18 protein-coding genes are annotated in these 16,280 nt (G+C 69.4%); 9 read left to right on the forward strand and 9 right to left on the reverse strand.

The window, feature by feature from the left end; genetic code table 11:
- The first annotated feature begins 8 nt into the window (after positions 1-8).
- The 5 genes from gcvPA to V5F63_RS21805 all read left to right on the forward strand — a co-directional run bounded on the left by gcvPA (position 9) and on the right by V5F63_RS21805 (position 4,381).
- On the forward strand, positions 9-1,349 hold the full coding sequence (gene gcvPA, locus V5F63_RS21785) for an aminomethyl-transferring glycine dehydrogenase subunit GcvPA (protein WP_394101115.1): 1,341 nt from the start codon (positions 9-11) through the stop codon (positions 1,347-1,349).
- On the forward strand, positions 1,349-2,923 hold the full coding sequence (gene gcvPB / locus V5F63_RS21790; RefSeq protein WP_394101114.1) for an aminomethyl-transferring glycine dehydrogenase subunit GcvPB: 1,575 nt from the start codon (positions 1,349-1,351) through the stop codon (positions 2,921-2,923). Before gcvPA ends, gcvPB begins: the two co-directional genes overlap by 1 nt.
- 73 nt (positions 2,924-2,996) lie before the next feature.
- Positions 2,997-3,437: an NUDIX domain-containing protein gene (locus tag V5F63_RS21795; protein WP_209485628.1), complete on the forward strand. Its 441-nt coding sequence runs from the start codon at positions 2,997-2,999 to the stop codon at positions 3,435-3,437.
- Positions 3,438-3,532: 95 nt separating this feature from the next.
- On the forward strand, positions 3,533-3,751 hold the full coding sequence (locus tag V5F63_RS21800) for a hypothetical protein (protein WP_394028822.1): 219 nt from the start codon (positions 3,533-3,535) through the stop codon (positions 3,749-3,751).
- A 33-nt stretch (positions 3,752-3,784) separates the two neighbouring features.
- Positions 3,785-4,381, forward strand: coding sequence for an SCO family protein (locus V5F63_RS21805; protein ID WP_394101113.1), 597 nt, complete (start codon positions 3,785-3,787; stop codon positions 4,379-4,381).
- On the opposite strand, the gene V5F63_RS21810 is transcribed toward V5F63_RS21805, so the two are convergent.
- Positions 4,326-6,302 carry a glycosyltransferase gene (locus V5F63_RS21810; RefSeq protein ID WP_394101112.1) on the reverse strand — a complete coding sequence of 659 codons (1,977 nt, stop codon included), beginning with the start codon at positions 6,300-6,302 and terminating at the stop codon, positions 4,326-4,328. The two genes, V5F63_RS21805 and V5F63_RS21810, sit on opposite strands and share 56 nt — an antisense overlap.
- A 127-nt stretch (positions 6,303-6,429) precedes the next feature.
- Between V5F63_RS21810 and V5F63_RS21815 the strand changes: the two genes are divergently transcribed.
- The gene (locus V5F63_RS21815) at positions 6,430-7,314 is read left to right on the forward strand and encodes a transporter substrate-binding domain-containing protein (RefSeq protein ID WP_394101111.1); all 885 of its coding nucleotides are present in this window, start codon (positions 6,430-6,432) and stop codon (positions 7,312-7,314) included.
- 102 nt (positions 7,315-7,416) lie between these two features.
- Here V5F63_RS21815 and V5F63_RS21820 read toward each other — a convergent pair whose 3' ends face one another.
- The 6 genes from V5F63_RS21820 to rph all read right to left on the reverse strand — a co-directional run bounded on the left by V5F63_RS21820 (position 7,417) and on the right by rph (position 11,812).
- Positions 7,417-7,737 (reverse strand): LapA family protein, encoded by a 321-nt coding sequence (locus V5F63_RS21820; protein WP_394101110.1) that lies wholly within the window; start codon positions 7,735-7,737, stop codon positions 7,417-7,419.
- 6 nt (positions 7,738-7,743) lie between these two features.
- Positions 7,744-8,028 carry an integration host factor subunit beta gene (gene ihfB / locus V5F63_RS21825; protein WP_024277130.1) on the reverse strand — a complete coding sequence of 95 codons (285 nt, stop codon included), beginning with the start codon at positions 8,026-8,028 and terminating at the stop codon, positions 7,744-7,746.
- Between the two features lie 132 nt (positions 8,029-8,160).
- A complete protein-coding gene (gene sppA / locus V5F63_RS21830) occupies positions 8,161-9,132 on the reverse strand; it encodes a signal peptide peptidase SppA (RefSeq protein ID WP_394101109.1) in 972 nt (323 codons plus the stop codon).
- A gap of 108 nt (positions 9,133-9,240) precedes the next feature.
- A complete protein-coding gene (hemW, locus tag V5F63_RS21835) occupies positions 9,241-10,413 on the reverse strand; it encodes a radical SAM family heme chaperone HemW (protein ID WP_394028927.1) in 1,173 nt (390 codons plus the stop codon).
- Positions 10,414-10,466: 53 nt separating this feature from the next.
- On the reverse strand, positions 10,467-11,099 hold the full coding sequence (rdgB, locus tag V5F63_RS21840; protein ID WP_394101108.1) for an RdgB/HAM1 family non-canonical purine NTP pyrophosphatase: 633 nt from the start codon (positions 11,097-11,099) through the stop codon (positions 10,467-10,469).
- Positions 11,099-11,812 carry a ribonuclease PH gene (gene rph, locus V5F63_RS21845; protein ID WP_209489976.1) on the reverse strand — a complete coding sequence of 238 codons (714 nt, stop codon included), beginning with the start codon at positions 11,810-11,812 and terminating at the stop codon, positions 11,099-11,101. The genes rdgB and rph overlap by 1 nt, the downstream gene beginning before the upstream one ends.
- A 157-nt stretch (positions 11,813-11,969) precedes the next feature.
- Here rph and hrcA point away from each other — a divergent pair, with 157 nt between their 5' ends.
- The gene (hrcA, locus tag V5F63_RS21850) at positions 11,970-13,070 is read left to right on the forward strand and encodes a heat-inducible transcriptional repressor HrcA (protein WP_209489978.1); all 1,101 of its coding nucleotides are present in this window, start codon (positions 11,970-11,972) and stop codon (positions 13,068-13,070) included.
- 119 nt (positions 13,071-13,189) lie between these two features.
- Positions 13,190-13,837 (forward strand): nucleotide exchange factor GrpE, encoded by a 648-nt coding sequence (gene grpE / locus V5F63_RS21855; RefSeq protein ID WP_394101107.1) that lies wholly within the window; start codon positions 13,190-13,192, stop codon positions 13,835-13,837.
- Between the two features lie 30 nt (positions 13,838-13,867).
- Here grpE and V5F63_RS21860 read toward each other — a convergent pair whose 3' ends face one another.
- Together V5F63_RS21860 and efp are read right to left on the reverse strand one after the other, a co-directional pair.
- On the reverse strand, positions 13,868-14,290 hold the full coding sequence (locus V5F63_RS21860) for a response regulator (RefSeq protein WP_209485644.1): 423 nt from the start codon (positions 14,288-14,290) through the stop codon (positions 13,868-13,870).
- Between the two features lie 144 nt (positions 14,291-14,434).
- Positions 14,435-15,004, reverse strand: a complete 570-nt coding sequence (efp, locus tag V5F63_RS21865; protein WP_209485646.1) for an elongation factor P — start codon at positions 15,002-15,004, stop codon at positions 14,435-14,437.
- A gap of 188 nt (positions 15,005-15,192) precedes the next feature.
- Between efp and epmA the strand changes: the two genes are divergently transcribed.
- Positions 15,193-16,266, forward strand: coding sequence for an EF-P lysine aminoacylase EpmA (epmA, locus tag V5F63_RS21870; RefSeq protein WP_394101106.1), 1,074 nt, complete (start codon positions 15,193-15,195; stop codon positions 16,264-16,266).
- Positions 16,267-16,280: the final 14 nt, after the last annotated feature.

A 16,280-nucleotide genomic window follows, 5' to 3' on the forward strand; every position in this document is an offset into this window, starting at 1 on the left:
GCGGCATCATGCGCTATCTTCCCCTCACCCCCGATGACCGCGCCGAGATGCTGGCGCGCATCGGCGTGCCCTCGGTGGACAACCTGTTCGCCGACATTCCCGCCGCCCAACGCGAGCATGAGCTGCCGCGCCTGCCGCTCCACAAGAGCGAGCTGGAGGTGGAGCGCGCGCTCTCCCGCCTCGCCGCGAAGAACGTGCCGGCGGGCGCGGTGCCCTTCTTCGTCGGCGCCGGCGCCTATCGCCACCATGTGCCGGCGAGCGTGGACCACCTGATCCAGCGCTCGGAATTCCTCACCTCCTACACGCCGTACCAGCCGGAGATCGCGCAGGGCACCCTGCAATATCTCTTCGAGTTCCAGACGCAGGTGGCCGAGCTGACCGGCATGGAGGTGGCCAACGCCTCCATGTATGACGGCTCCACCGCCGCCGCCGAGGCGGTGCTGATGGCCCACCGCGTCACCCGGCGCCGCAAGGCGCTGCTGGCCGGCAATCTCCACCCGCACTATCGCGCGACCATCGAGACCGTCTCGCGCTATGCCGCCGACGAGGTGGTGGCGCTGGCCCCCGTGCCCACGGGCGGGGAGGACATCATCGCCGCCATCGATGCCGGCTGCTCGTGCGTCGTCGTGCAGTCGCCGGACGTGTTCGGCAACATCGTGGATCTGAAGCCCATCGCCGAGGCGGCCCACAAGGCCGGCGCGCTGCTGATCGCCGTGTTCACCGAGGCGGTCAGCCTCGGCCTCATCGAGCCGCCGGGGGCGCAGGGCGCCGACATCGTGGCGGGCGAGGGCCAGTCCATCGGCAATGCGCTGAATTTCGGCGGCCCCTATGTGGGCCTGTTCGCCACCCGGCAGAAATTCGTGCGGCAGATGCCCGGCCGCCTTGCCGGCGAGACGGTGGATGCGGAAGGCCGACGCGGCTTCGTGCTCACCCTCTCCACCCGCGAGCAGCACATCCGCCGGGAGAAGGCGACCTCCAACATCTGCACCAATTCGGGCCTGTGCGCGCTGGCCTTCACCATCCATATGAGCCTGCTCGGCCAGACCGGGCTCACACGGCTGGCGCGCGCCAACCACGCGGCCGCCTGCGACCTCGCGGACCGGCTCGCCGCCGTGCCGGGAGCGAGCGTGCTCAACGACACCTTCTTCAACGAATTCACCCTGTGCGTGCCGGGCAAGGCTTCGGACGTGGTGGAGAAGCTGGCGGCCAGGGGCATCCTCGGCGGCGTCCCCTATTCCCGCCTCGCCCCGAAATCCGGCCTCGACGACCTCATCCTCGTCGCCGCCACCGAGACGACCACCGAGGACGACCGCGCCGCCTATGCCGCGGCCCTCAAGGAGGTGCTGTGATGAACCGCGAAGGCCGTGGCGCGACGACGCCGCACATCGTCGGGGGCGTCAGCGCGGGCCCCGTCACCTTCACCGGCAACCGGGGCCTCGACCTTGAGGAAGGCCTGATCTTCGAGATCGGCCGCACCGAGGTGACGGGCGTGGACATTGCCGAGCCCGCCCCCTTCAAGGACCGCCTCGGCAGCCACGTGCGCACCGCGCCGCTGGAGCTGCCCGGCCTCTCCGAGCCCGAGGCCATGCGCCATTACGTGCGCCTCTCGCGCATGAATTATGGCATCGACAGCGGGCTGTTCCCGCTCGGCTCCTGCACCATGAAGCACAACCCGCGCCTCAACGAGAAGATGGCGCGGCTGCCCGGCTTTGCCGACATCCACCCGCTCCAGCCCCTCTCCACCGTGAAGGGCGCGCTGGAGCTGATGGCGGAGCTGTCGCGCTATCTGCTGGAGCTGACCGGCATGCAGGCCGTGGCCCTCACCCCCAAGGCCGGCGCCCATGGCGAACTCTGCGGGATGATGGCCATCAAGGCCGCCCACGAGGCGCAGGGCAATGGCGATCGCCATGTGGTGCTGGTGCCGGAGAGCGCCCACGGCACCAATCCCGCCACCGCCGCCCTCATCGGCTATGAGGTGCGCTCCATCCCCGCCCGCGCCGATGGCACGGTGGACCCGGAGGCGGTGAAGGCCGCACTGGGGCCGGAGGTGGCCGCCCTCATGCTCACCAATCCCAACACCTGCGGCCTGTTCGAGCGGGACGTGGTGGCGATTGCCGAGGCGGTGCACGGGGCCGGCGCCTATTTCTATTCGGACGGCGCCAATTTCAACGCCATCCTCGGCAAGGTGCGCATCGCCGACCTCGGGGTCGATGCCATGCACATCAACCTCCACAAGACCTTCTCCACCCCCCATGGCGGCGGCGGTCCCGGCGCCGGGCCGGTGGTGCTCTCTCAGGCGTTGGCGCCGTTCGCCCCGGTGCCGGCGCTGGTCGCCACCGCGGACGGGCTGGTGCTGGTGGAGGACGAAGGGTCGGCCGGCGCCGAACAGGCGCTCGGCCGCATGAGCGCCTTCCACGGCCAGATGGGCATGTTCGTCCGGGCGCTGTCGTGGATGCTCTCCCATGGGGCCGACGGCATGCGGCAGGCCTCCGAGGACGCCGTCCTCTCCGCCAATTACGTCCGCGCCTGCCTGATGGACGTGATGAGCGCCCCCTTCGCCGAGCGCCCGGCCATGCACGAGGCCCTGTTCGACGACACCTGGCTGGCGGGTACCGGCCTCTCCACCCTCGACGTGGCGAAGGCGCTGATCGACGAGGGCTACCACCCCATGACGGTCTACTTCCCGCTGGTGGTCCACGGGGCGATGCTGATCGAGCCGACGGAGAGCGAATCGAAGGCCTCCCTCGACCTCTTCCTCGGCGCCCTGCGCGACCTCGCCATGGCCGCCAAGGCGGGGGACAAGGAGCGCTTCCTCGGCGCCCCCCATTACGCTCCCCGCCGCCGTCTGGACGAGACCCGCGCCGCCCGCGCGCCGGTATTGCGGTGGGTTCGGCCCGAACCGCTCCCGAACGCCGCCGAATAGGTGGTGTGAACGCACCTGACAGGGGGGTGTGAACCACCCTTTCCCCCCTGTCAGGAGGGGCTATGCTCGGCCCATGTTGTCCGCCCTCTCCCTCCTGCGCCGGGTCCGCCACGGCATGACCTTAGGTGTCCGGATACTGGCCACCGACGAGGCCGGCCGGCTTCTTCTGGTCCGCCACACCTATGTCTCCGGCTGGCATTTCCCCGGCGGCGGCGTGGATCTGGGCGAGACGGCGGAGGAGGCCGCGCGGCGGGAACTGCGCGAGGAGGCCAACGTGGAGGCGGCGGGGCCGCTGACGCTTTCCGGCTTTTATTTCAATCCCTTGGTCGGCGGGCGAGACCATGTGGCGCTCTACCGCGCCACCCGCCTCGTCATCGGCCCAAGGCCGGAGAAGACCCTCGAAATCGTCGCCGCCGACTTCTTCCCGCCCGACGCCCTGCCCGAAGGAACCACCCCCGCCACCCTGCGCCGCATCGCCGAATGGCAGGGCGCGCCGCCCTCCGACCGCTGGTGAGGCGCCCTGTCACGGGCGATTGACCGGCGCGGATTGGATAAATACCGCCGCCCGCGCTATCCTGCGGCTTGCAGCTCCCCTCCAGCCGGCGCGCCATGTCTGTCACCCTGTCCCAGAAAACCGAGGTCCAGCAACGGCTTGCGACGCATGCCGACGGACCGGGCGCGGCCGGGCGGGGCATCGGGCTGGCGGGGGTCTTGGGCCTTGCGGCGGCCCTCGCCGCGCTCTGCGCCGGCGGGCTGGCCCTGTGGGCCCGCTATGGCGCCGACGTGTTCTTCGATCTCCTGAGCGCCGGCTTCTCCGCCTGCCTGTGAGACCTCTCCGATCGCCCCCAAGGCCTTGAAATAATGTCGCAACGCACGAAGATCATTGCCCTTTTTTCGGCCTTCGCCGCGGGCGCCCTCATCCTCGTCACCGCCGTCACCCTGCTCATGCCCGCGCCCCCACAGCAGAAAGTGACGGGACAGGCGGCGGTCGGCGGGCCGTTCAGCCTGACCGACCAGAACGGCCGGACGGTCACGGAAGCCGCCCTCAAGGGCAAGCCGACACTCATCTTTTTCGGCTTCACCCATTGCCCGGACGTGTGCCCGACGGCGCTGTTCGAGATGTCGGAAATCTTCGCCGCGCTGGGTCCGGATGCGGGCAAGGCGCAGGCCTTCTTCGTGTCCGTGGACCCCGAGCGCGACACGCCGGCGGTGCTCAAGTCCTACGTGTCCAGCTTCTCGCCGCAGATCCTCGGCCTGTCCGGAACCCCGGAGGCGACGGAGCAGATCAAGAAGGAATACCGCGTCTATTCCCGCAAAGTCCCGCTCAAGGATGGCGACTACACCATGGATCACACCGCCGTGGTCTATCTCATGGACAAGACTGGGACTTTCGTCGCGCCGTTCAACTCCAAGCGGCCTCCGGCCGAGGCTGCAGCGGAGCTGAAGCGCTACTTCTGAGCCCGCCGCCGGCGCCCCGCCGGGCGACGCCGTGCTCCGTCTTCTGCCAGTGGTACGGCCGCCGGACCAGCTCGATCACCGCCCGCCATGCCGCCACCGACAGCAGCAGCCAGTAGATCGGCGTGCCCGCGATGGTGCGCCAGCCCGGCCGCATCCCGCGCCGGCCGAGCCCCACCACCATGGTCACGGCCGCCCCGCCATAGCCGGCGACGAGAGTTGTGTAGGTAAGCGCGCTGGTGGCCACTTCCAAGATGGTGGTGCATGGCAGCCCGGCGACGCCCCGCACGATGTCGGCGAGGAACAGGCCGAGGCAGAGCGGATGCACCAGCGCCGCCGCATAAGGCCCTGCGGTGAGCAGCGTCAGCGCGAGCGTGCCGCCGGGGCCAATATCCCGCACCAGCGCCCCGGGCCGGCGCCCATGGACCAGAAGGGTCTGCGCCCAGCCCTTCAGCCAGCGGGTGCGCTGGCCGATCCAGGCGCGCCGGGTCACCGGCGCCTCCTCGTAAGTGCTTGAGGAGATGACGCGGGTCTGCCATCCGGCGCGGGCGAGGCGGATGCCGAGGTCGGCATCCTCGGTGACGTTGTAGGGGTCCCATCCCCCCACCTGATCCAGCACGCGGCGGCGGAAGTGGTTGGAGGTGCCGCCGAGTGGAATGGGCAGGCCAAGGGCGCTCAGCACCGGCAGCAGGACATCGAACTGGCCGGCATATTCGGCGGCGAACTGGGCCGAGATCCAGCTGTCCCCGCCATTGTCGATGCACAGCCGCGCCTGCACGCATCCCACCTTCGGCCCGCCCGCGCCAAAGGCCGCGACGGCGCGGCGCAGTTGATCCGGCTCCGGAAGGTCCTCCGCGTCATAGACGGCGACGAAGCTGCCGCGAACGAAGGGCAGCGCCGCTTCCAGCGCCTTGGGCTTGGTCCGTGGCCCCACCGGCGCCACGGCCACTTCCGCCATGTGCGACGGCAACGCGAGAGCTGCGATGGCGGCCCGGGTGGCCTGATCGTCGGCCTCCACCACCAGCTTGATTTCGAGCTTCTCCGGCGGATAGTCGAGCGCCTGCAGCGCCGCCACCAGCCGGGGAACGCTCGCCGCCTCCCGATAGAGCGGCACCAGCAGCGAATAGACCGGCAGCGCCCGGTCATCGAACCGGGGCGCGGGCTCCTCCGGCGGCACATAGAGGCAGCCTGCGAGGCGCAGGGCGATCCAGGCGAGGAAGACGAGCGAGAGAACCGCCTGCACCGCGAGGATGCCCGCCCCCGGCGCCAGCGCCAGCAGCAGCGCGAGCGGCAGGCCCACGGCTGCGGCGCCAAGCCCGACGATACGGCCTGGGCGCAGCGTCGCCGCCGACTTGAGCGGATCGGCGCGCAGAAGCCGCCCGGCCGCGGCAAGGGCGAGACGCGGGCCACAGGCGTCGCCGATGCGCCGGGCCAGCTCCGAAGGCGCGATCAATCCCACCCGCGCCGCCAGATCCGCATCTCGCCGCAGCGCCCGGCGCAGGCGCCGCACGATGCGGCCGCGCGCCGCCATGACGAAGCGCGGGCGCCCGCCCTCATTTGGGATCACCAACGTGCCGGTGCGTAGCACGGCTTCCGCGACGGCCGGATCGTCCGGCAGGTCGCGCAGGCCGTGCGTGGCCGAAGGCAGGCCAAGATCGCGAGCGAGGATCTCCGTTGCGGTTTGGTCGTCCAGCGCGCCCGAGGCGACGAGCACTTCGTCGATGCCGACACCCACCAGCCGGGCACGCGCGTCTGCGGCGAGAAGCGCCGCCATATCGACATGACCGAGGTAACACAAAAGCTCGGGCGCCACCGAGACAGCGGGCGTAGCGGCCGCCCCCTGCGTGCCGCCGCGCTGGTGCCGGTGCCCATCCTCGCTTACATGGCTCCGCCCCTTGCGGGCGGCACCGGCATCCCCCACCATGCCCCGACCCTCATGCAACCCTAGGGTAAGCTTTTCCCCGATGCTCCCACCAGCCTCTTTCGTGAGCAGCCGTGCTTTCAGACGCCTCCTTGTCCGGCGGTCGGGCCTCAGCGCTGTCGTGCTATGCGTGGCTCTGGTGGCGGCGGGCGGTGCGACGGCTCAGCAGCCGCCGGCGGCACAGGGGCGGCCAGCACCGGGCTCGCCCCCGCCACTGGTCGAGCGCGCGGACACCATCGCCGTCACGCCAGTGGTGGTACCCAACTTCTGGAATGTGGAGCGGCGGCTGGAGCGCCCCGACGCCGCGAAGCTCCCGAAGGAACTGCGGTTCGTGACCACGGATGATTATCCGCCGTTCAATTTCATCAACTCCACGGGCGCCCTCTCCGGCTTCAACATCGATCTGGCGCGGGCGATCTGCGCCGAGCTCAGCGTGACGTGCAGCTTCCAGACGGCATCTTTCGCCGACGTGGCCGACGTGGTGGACCAGGGCCGCGCAGAGGCCGCCATCGCCGGCCTTGTCGCGACGCCCGCAGCGCGGGCAACGCTGGATTTCTCGGAACGCTACCTCGGCACGCCCGCGCGGTTTGTCGGCCGCCGGCAGGAGACGCTGGCGAAGGCGACGCCCGAGGAGGTGGCCTCCAAGAAGGTGGCCGTGGTCAGCCGCACGGCGCACGAGGCTTATCTGCGCTCCTTCTTCAACGAGGCCGCCATCCGACCTTATCCGGATCTCAAGGCGGCGCAGGAGGCGGTGAAGGCGGGGCAGGTGGACCTTCTGTTCGGTGACGGCATCACCCTCGCGCTCTGGCTGAACGGCACCGACAGCGGGAATTGCTGCCGTTTCGTCGGCGGCCCCTTCACCGAGAGCCGCTTCTTCGGCGACGGCTTCTCAGTCGCCGTGAAGGAGGGCAACGACACCTTGCGCCACGCGATGGACTTCGCCCTCCAGCGCATCTGGGAGAAAGGCGTGTATACCGATCTCTACCTGCGCTGGTTCCCGGTCGGCTTCTATTGAGGCGCGGCGCGTATCGGCCGGCCGCCGGGCTCGCAAACGAAAGAGCCGCCCCGCTTGCACGGGACGGCTCCGGAAAAACGCGAAGGGGACGGGGCGCGCCCCTCAGTTCCGGGGAGCCGGCAGACCCAGCTGGGAGGACGGAGCCGGCCGCGCGGCCTCGGCCCGCCTCTGCTCCTGGCGCGCCGCACGTGCTTCCTTGCGGTAGCGGCCCTGGCGCGCCCAGGTCACGATCCCGCCGGCGATCACGCCGACGATCACCGCAGCGAAGATGATCGCGAACAGCGGCAGCGTCACCGACACGGCCGGATGGTCCGGCGCGAACGGATCGAGGGACAGCGTGACCGGCTTGCGGTTCGCAACCGCCAGCGCCACCGCGAGGATCGCGAGGGGCAGGCCGACGAGGATGGAGAGGAAGCGGCTCACGGGCGCCTACTTTCCGGTGTTGAGACGCTCGCGCATCTCCTTGCCGGTCTTGAAATAGGGGACGGTCTTCTCGCTCACGTCCACCTGCTTGCCGGTGCGCGGGTTGCGGCCGACGCGGGCGTCGCGCTTCTTCACCGAGAAGGCGCCGAAGCCGCGCAACTCCACGCGATCGCCCCGCTCCAGCGCGGAGGCGATCTGCTCCAGGATGGCGTTGACGATGTTCTCCACGTCCCTCTGGTAGAGGTGCGGGTTGGCCTCGGCGATCTTTTGGACGAGCTCGGACTTGATCATTGTGGCCCCAGTTCCTCGAAATCGTCCGCCGCCAGCGCGCCGTTGCACCGCGAGAGGGACGGTGGACGGCCGGGTGGTCCGGCGGTGTTATCGGTGTTGTCGGATGGCCGCCAAGCGCTTGTGAAAGCTATCCTAACCCTCGGTGCGAGGGTGCCAGAGGGCCAACAGACCGTCAAGCTGACTGCGCTCCAGCGCGCCTTTCGCCGCATCGGTCAGCAGCGCCGCCGCCTGCGGGAAGCCGAGCGCGCTGACGACGCCGCGCGCCGCGCCGAGCAACCAGCCGAACTCGTCGCCAACCTCCTTGGTGCGCCAGGTGCGGACCTTGAGAGCCTCGCTCACGCCCTTCTCGCGGGCGAGCCAGGCGCGGGCGGTGCGCTCGTCGCCGAGTTCGTCCACCAGCTGGAGTTCGAGCCCCTGATGACCGGTGAAGACGCGCCCGTCCGAGACGTTGGCGAGCTTGGCATCCGAGAGCTTGCGGCGATCGCCCACGAGGTCCTTGAACCAGGCGTAGCTGTCCTTCACCAGCGAATCCACGGCGGCGCGCGCCTCCGGCGTCACCGGCGTATACGGATTGGGGGAGGCCTTGAGCGGGGAGGACTTGATGTCCTCCATGGTCACGCCCACGGTCTTCAGCAACTCGGTGAAGTTGGGAAACTGGTAGAGGACGCCAACGGAGCCCACCAGCGCATTGCGGCGGGCCACGATGTGGTCGGCACCCAGCGCCGCTATATAGGCGCCTGAGGCAGCGACGCCTTCCACGACGGCCACCACCGGCTTCTTCTCGGCAAGGCGACGGAGCGCATCGAACAATTGCTCGGAGCCGGTCACCGTGCCGCCGGGGCTGTCGATGGAGAGGATGACGGCGCTGGCACGGGAGCGGCCGATCTCTTCCAGCAGTTCAACCCGCTCGCGATCGTTGCGGATGATGCCGCCGATCATGATCCGGGCCACATGGGGAGACGAGGTGGGAATGTCCCGGCCGACCAGGGCCGACACGCCCACCGCCACGGCGGCGATCACGCCGAGCACCCCGAGCACACGCCAGAATGTGACCTTCCGCCGGAGGCGACGGCGTTCGACGATCTGGTCGGCATCCAGCGACATGGTGCGCGTTCCTCGGCAGGCGGTCTCAAGCCCCACGCGGACTTAAGCAGGCCGCGCGGCGTTGGCAAGCGCTCCCGCGCGTTCAGCGCGGATACGAGCCGGCGACGCCTAGCCCGCCAGCGCGGCGATGACGGCGTTGAGCACCGGGAAGCCGGCGGGGGTGACGCGCAGCCGATCCCCCTCGCGGGCCACCAATCTCTCGGCTTCCAGCATCGCGAGACGACCCCGGTCGATCCGTCCGCCCAGGCGGGCGTGCCGCGCGAGATCGACGCCTTCCCGGAGGCGGAGCCCCATGAGCAGCATCTCGTCGGCCTGCTCGGCCGGCGTCAGCGTCTCGTCGGAGACGATGCCGTGCCCGTCCGCCTCCACGCGCGCCAGCCACGCTTCGGGCGCGCGCTCGGTGAAGGTGGCCCGGCGGGTGCCGCCCACCTGCAGCCGGCCATGGGCCCCGGCGCCGATGCCGGCATAGGTGCCGTAACGCCAGTACACGAGATTGTGCCGTGCCTCGGCGCCGGGCCGGGCGTGGTTCGAGACCTCATAGGCCGGCAGGCCGGCTTGCGCCGTCACCTCCTGCGTCACATCCCATAGCGCGCGGGAGAGATCATCGTCGGGCAGAATGAGCTTGCCCGCGCCGTACAACCGCTCGAACGGCGTGCCGGGCTCGATGGTGAGCTGGTAGAGGGACAGGTGCTCGCAGCCTTCGGCGAGCGCGCGCCGCAGTTCCGCCGACCAGGCTTCGGGCGTCTGGCGCGGTCGGGCGTAGATGAGGTCAAAGGACACGCGATCGAAGGCGCGGCGGGCGATGGCCACGGCGGCCAGCGCCTCCGCCACCGAATGCATCCGCCCGAGGCCCTGAAGGTCTGCGTCGTCCAGCGCCTGAACGCCGAGCGAGACGCGATTGACGCCCGCCGCCCGGTAGCCCTGGAACCGCTCGGCCTCCACGGAGGTCGGGTTCGCCTCCAGCGTCACCTCCGCATCGGCGGTGAGCGGCCAAGCGTCGTCGATCGCCTCCAGAATGGCGGCGACCGTCGACGGCGCCATGAGCGAGGGCGTGCCACCGCCGAAGAAGACCGTCTCTGCCCTTCGCGGCCCCGACAAAGCCCGCATATGGGCGATCTCACGGCGGAAGGCCGCGATGTAGCGGGCCTCGTCCGGCGGCACGAGGCGGACATGGCTGTTGAAGTCGCAATAGGGACACTTGGCCTTACAGAAGGGCCAATGGATATAGACGCCGAAGCCGCCCGCCGTGTCCTCAATGCCGTCGACCCCCTGCCCCGCGATGGGGAGAGGGTGCGCAGGTGCGGGCACGGAGGGGGCCTGATCCAAGATCGCGCTCACCCCTTCAGGCACGCCTGCGAGAGCTTCAGGAAGGCGCGCGCGCGGTGGGAGAGGCCGAAGCCCTTGGGGGGCATGCCGTGCTTCTCGTCCGCCGTCATCTCGGCGAAGGTCTTCACATGGCCCTCGGGGAGGAACATGGGATCATAGCCGAAGCCCTTGGCTCCGCGCGGTGGCCACACGAGGGTGCCGTCCACGGTGCCCTCGAACTCCTCCAGATGCCCGTCCGGCCAGGCGATGCACAGCGCGGAAACGAAGCGAGCGTGGCGCTGCGCCGGCTCGGTGGCGCCGATCTTCTGCAGTTCGGCCTCCACCTTCTCCATCGCCATCTCGAAATCGCGCTCCGGACCGGCCCAGCGGGCGGTATGGATGCCCGGCGCGCCGCCGAGCGCGTCGATGACGAGGCCACTGTCGTCCGCGAAGGCCGGAAGCTGCGCCGCATTGGCCGCCGCAACCGCCTTGAGGCGGGCGTTGCCCTCGAAGGTGGTTTCGGTCTCCTCCGGCTCGGGCAGGCCGAGCTCGCCGGCGGAGACCGCCTCCACCCCGTGGGGCTCGAGCAGCATCTTCATCTCGATGAGCTTGCCGGGATTGTGGGTGGCCACCACCAGCCGGCCGGTGAGCTGGCGCGCCATCACCCGATCGCCAGCTTCTGGAGTGACACCAGCTGATCTACGCCGGATCGGGCCAGCGAGAGCAGCGAGAGCAGTTCCTCCTGGGTGAACGGCGTCTTTTCCGCCGTGCCCTGGATCTCCACGATGCCGCCGGTGCCGGTCATGACGAAATTGGCGTCGGTTTCAGCCACCGAATCCTCGGCATAGTCGAGGTCGAGCACGGGCGTGCCCTCATATATGCCGCAGGAGACCGCCGCCACATGCTGCTTGAGCGGCATTTCCTTGATCATGGAGCGGGATTTCATCCAGCTCAGGCAGTCGTGAAGCGCGATCCAGGCGCCGGTGATGGAGGCGGTGCGGGTGCCGCCATCGGCCTGGAGCACGTCGCAATCGATGGTGATCTGCTTCTCGCCCATCGCCACGAGGTCCGTCACCGAACGGAGCGAACGCCCGATCAGGCGCTGGATCTCCTGGGTGCGGCCGGACTGCTTGCCGGTGGTGGATTCGCGCCGGGTGCGGTCGTGGGTGGCGCGGGGCAGCATGGAATATTCCGCCGTCACCCAGCCGCGTCCCTGGCCTTTGAGCCACGGTGGCAGGCGCTCTTCCAGCGTCGCGGAGACGAGGACGTGGGTGTCGCCGAACTTCACGAGGCAGGAGCCTTCCGCGTGGCGCATCACGCCCCGTTCAAAGGACACCGCGCGCATCTCGTCCGGGGCGCGCTTGCTGGGGCGCATGATGGATACCTCTTTGTGCGTCATGGGCGCTCCTTTTAGAGCGCCGCGCGCCGGGAGGAAAGCAAGGGCCGCCACAGCCCATGCGCGGCGCTTGAACCCGACCCCGGCGAGGGACACATTAGAGCCAGAGAAATCCTTGGCTCCGAAGGCTGAACCCGTGGCGCTCGATCCGTTCCTGCCCCTCTCCACCGGCGGCCTCGCGCAGATCGACCAGCGTTCGCGCGAGATTTTCCGCCAGATCGTCGAGAGTTACCTCGCCACCGGCGAGCCGGTGGGCTCGCGCAACATCGCCCGCCTCATTCCCATGACGCTCTCGCCCGCCTCGGTCCGCAACGTGATGGCGGACCTGGAAGCGGCCGGGCTCATCTATGCCCCCCACACCAGCGCCGGGCGCCTGCCGACTGAACGCGGCCTGCGCTTCTTCGTGGATGCGCTGATGGAGGTGGGCGACGTCAACGAGCGCGACCGGGCCAATATCGAATCGCAGGTGCTGGCGGCCGCCCGCACCACCACGGTGGAAGGCGTGCTGCAGGAAGCGTCCGGATTGCTCTCCGGCCTCGCCCGTGGCGCTGGCGTCGTGACCGCCACGAAGACCGATCCGCGCCTGAAGCATGTGGAGTTCGTGCCGCTGGAGCCGGGGCGCGCCCTCGTGATCCTCGTTTCCGAGGATGGGCAGGTGGAGAACCGGGCGCTGGCGCTGCCGCCGGGCCTGCCCGTCTCCGCCCTCACCGAGGCGACCAATTTTCTCAACGCCCGCATCCGCGGCCGCACCCTTTCCGACGCCCGGCAGGAGATGGACAGCCTCCTGTCCGAGCTGAACCGCGACCTCGACGCCCTCACCGCCCGCGTGGTGGAGGCCGGGCTCGCCTCCTGGTCGGGCGACGAGCCGGGCGGACGCACCCTCATCGTGCGCGGGCAGGCGAAACTGTTGGAAGACCTGCGCGCGCTGGAGGATCTGGAGCGCATCCGCCTGCTGTTCGACGACCTCGAGACCAAGCGCGAAGTCTCAGAGCTGCTCGGCCGGGCGGAGGAGGCGCAGGCGCTGCGCATCTTCATCGGCTCGGAGAACCGGCTGTTCTCCCTCTCCGGCTCCTCCACCATCGTCGCCCCCTATCGCGACGGGCAGGGCCGGGTGGTGGGCGTTCTGGGCGTGATCGGCCCAACGCGGCTCAATTACGGCCGCATCGTTCCCATGGTGGACTTCACCGCCCGCCTCGTCAGCCGCGTATTGGGCGCGCCGGGGGCCGACGCGGCTTAGGGACAAGGATCACTACGACTTGATTTTTCCCCCCATCGCCCCGATATGCGCCGGGACAATTGGCCTTTGCCCGACGGTGTTGTGACCCGGGCAAATCTCAAGGCAGGGGAAGTGACCGGATGAGCGAGCAGAAGCGCACGCCCGAGACCGGCGGCGACGCAAGCGAAAACGGCGCCGCGCGGGGGACTGCACAGGTGAATGAGGCGACCGCCGAGGCGGAAGCGGGCGCCATGGCGGATGCCGCCCTGGGCGATCCGGCGGGCGACAAGGCGCGCCTGGAAGCGGAGATCGCGAGCCTCAAGGACAAGTTCCTGCGCGCCTTCGCCGAGGCGGAGAACGTGCGCCGCCGCGCCGACAAGGAAATCCAGGACGCCAAGACCTACGGCATCGCCTCCTTTGCCCGCGACGTGCTGAACGTGGCGGACGACCTCGCCCGGGCCCTTGGCTCGGTGGAGGCGGAGGCCAAGGCGACCGCCGAAGGCAATTTCAAGGCGCTGCTGGATGGGCTGGAGCTGACCGAACGCGGCCTCGTGAAGGCGCTGGAGAAGCACGGCATCCGCAAGATCGAGCCCAAGGGGGAGAAGTTCGACCCCAACCTGCATCAGGCCATGTTCGAGGTGCCCGACCCGAGCGTCCCGACCGGTACCGTGGTGCAGGTGGTGCAGGCCGGCTACGTCATCGGGGAGCGGGTGCTGCGTCCTGCCATGGTCGGTGTTGCACGCGGCGGACCGAAGGCCGAGCCCACGAAGGCCACAGGTGCGGCCTGAGGCCCTCGCCGGAATTCAGAGAGCTTCAGATCACATGTCGTTGGAGGCGGACACGTTCCGCCTCTCGCGCTGCCCGCCGCCGGGACCGCCGCCCGCCCCGATGAGGTCGGCGAGCGCGTCCGCAATCACGCGGCTGGTGTAGGGCTTGGCCACGCGCGGCGCATCGGCGAATTCCGCCGGCATGCGCACGCTGCCGGTATAGCCCGAGCAGAAAATGAAGGGGATGCCGCGTTCGGCGAGGATCGCCGCAGCCGGATAGACCGGCTCTCCGGCGAGGTTCACGTCGAGAATGGCGGCGTCGATCCGCTCGGACGTCGCGGCCGCAACGGCGGCGGAAAGGCTCGCAATCGGCCCGACCACGTTGTAGCCCAGCGACCGCAGATTGTCTTCGAGCCCCAGTGCCACGAGATACTCGTCCTCGACGACAAGTACCCGCCTTCCCGACAAGATCATTCTTCAACGCCCTGCTGACTGCATGTCCCAACAGGGACATGTTCGGGCTCAACAAACGGCCGGTGGAAAAGTTCCCAACGCTCGCGTTGAAGCTTGCCGAAAGGGAGGCGGGGCCCCCTTCCGGTCGAATTGCGGGTGCGAGGCTCAGTCCTTCGCGCGTTCGACGTAGGAAGCGTCGGCGGTCATGACGACGACGCGAGTTCCGGACGCGATGTGCGGCGGCACCATGGTGCGCACACCGTTGGAAAGCATGGCGGGCTTGTAGGACGAAGAGGCCGTCTGGCCCTTCACGGTCGGCTCGGTGTCCACGATCTCCAGCACCACGCGGGCCGGAAGCTCGATGGCGATCGGCACGCCATTATGGGTGGAGAGCATGCACTCCATGCCTTCCTGCAGATAAACCGCGGAATCGCCCATCACGTCCTTCGTCACCGTCACCTGATCGTAGGTTTCCGGGTTCATGAAGGTGTAGCCGTCGGAATCCTCGTAGAGGAAGGTATGCGGGCGGTCTTCCACGAAGGCGCGCTCCACCTGCTCGGTGGTGCGGTAGCGCTCGGAGATCTTCACGCCGTCGGAGATGCGGCGCATGTCGAGCTGCGTCACCGGCGTGCCCTTGCCGGGATGAATGTTCTCGGCGGTGAGCACCACATACAGCTTGTCGTCGATGTCGACCACGTTGCCCTTGCGCAGGGTGCTGGCAATAACCTTGACCACGTCGGCTCTTCCTTGACCTGATGCGCGGCACCCGCGCCGATTGGAAAATGGGGGACGGCGGCACCGTCTGGCTGGTTCGGCGCGCACCATAGCGATAATGGCGCGCAACGCCAGTCTTCACCCGCCTTTCCGGCCCCAGGGCCGGCGACGGGGCGCGTGCCGCCAGCGGCAGCGAGGATCCAAGCAGCATGACGGTACCCAGCGCCTCGCCCCCTCCGCCCTCGCCCGCCTGGTGGCGGCCCGACATCCACGCCGACCGCCGCCCCTTCCTCCTCGCGCGCGCCCGCGTCGCCTCCGCCGTGCGGGCCTTCTTCGCCGAGGACGGCTTCGTCGAGGTGGAGACACCCGTGCTGCAGGTCTCACCCGGCAACGAGACCCACCTCCACGCCTTTGGCACCGACCTCGTCGGCCCGGACGGAACGACGCGCCGGCTCTACCTGCGCACCTCGCCCGAGTTCGCCGCCAAGAAGCTGCTCGCCGCCGGCGAGCCGAGGATCTTCGAGTTCGCCCGTGTGTTCCGCAATCGCGAGCGGGGCATGGCGCACCATCCCGAATTCACCATGCTGGAGTGGTATCGCGCTGGCGCGCCCTATACGGCGATGATGGCGGATTGCGCGTCCCTCCTCGCCGGCGCCGCGCAGGCGGGCGGATTTGCGACCTTCCAGTATCGCGGCAAGTCCTGTGATCCGTTCGCCGCGCCGGAGCGCCTGACCCTGGTCGCGGCCTTTGATCGCCATGCTTCGATGGATCTTGAAGCCCTTTTGCCCGCCGCGGGCGAAGCGCCAGATGCCGCCCACTTCGCCCGTGCCGCGTCCGAGGCCGGCATCCGAACCGCGCCCGACGACACCTGGGCCGACGTGTTCGCGCGCGTGCTGGTGGAGAAGATCGAGCCGAACCTGGGCGTCGGTCGGCCCACCATCCTTACCGACTATCCGGTGAGCGAGGCGGCGCTGGCCCGGCCGAAGCCGGAGGACCCGCGCTTTGCCGAGCGGTTCGAGCTTTATTGCTGCGGGCTGGAACTGGCCAACGCCTTCGGCGAGCTGACGGACGCGGAGGAACAGCGCCGGCGCTTCGAGGCGGACATGGACGAGAAAGAGCGGCTCTATGGCGAACGCTATCCCCTCGACGAGGACTTCCTCGCGGCGCTGGCCCTGATGCCCCCGGCGAGCGGCTGCGCCCTCGGCTTCGACCGGCTCGCTTTGTTGGCGAGCGGGGCGCGGCGCATCGAGGACGTGCTGTGGGCCCCGGTGGCTCCCGCCTGACGGGAGGCGCTGCC

It is taken from the genome of Xanthobacter wiegelii (assembly GCF_043193855.2).
GTDB lineage: Bacteria > Pseudomonadota > Alphaproteobacteria > Rhizobiales > Xanthobacteraceae > Xanthobacter > Xanthobacter flavus_A.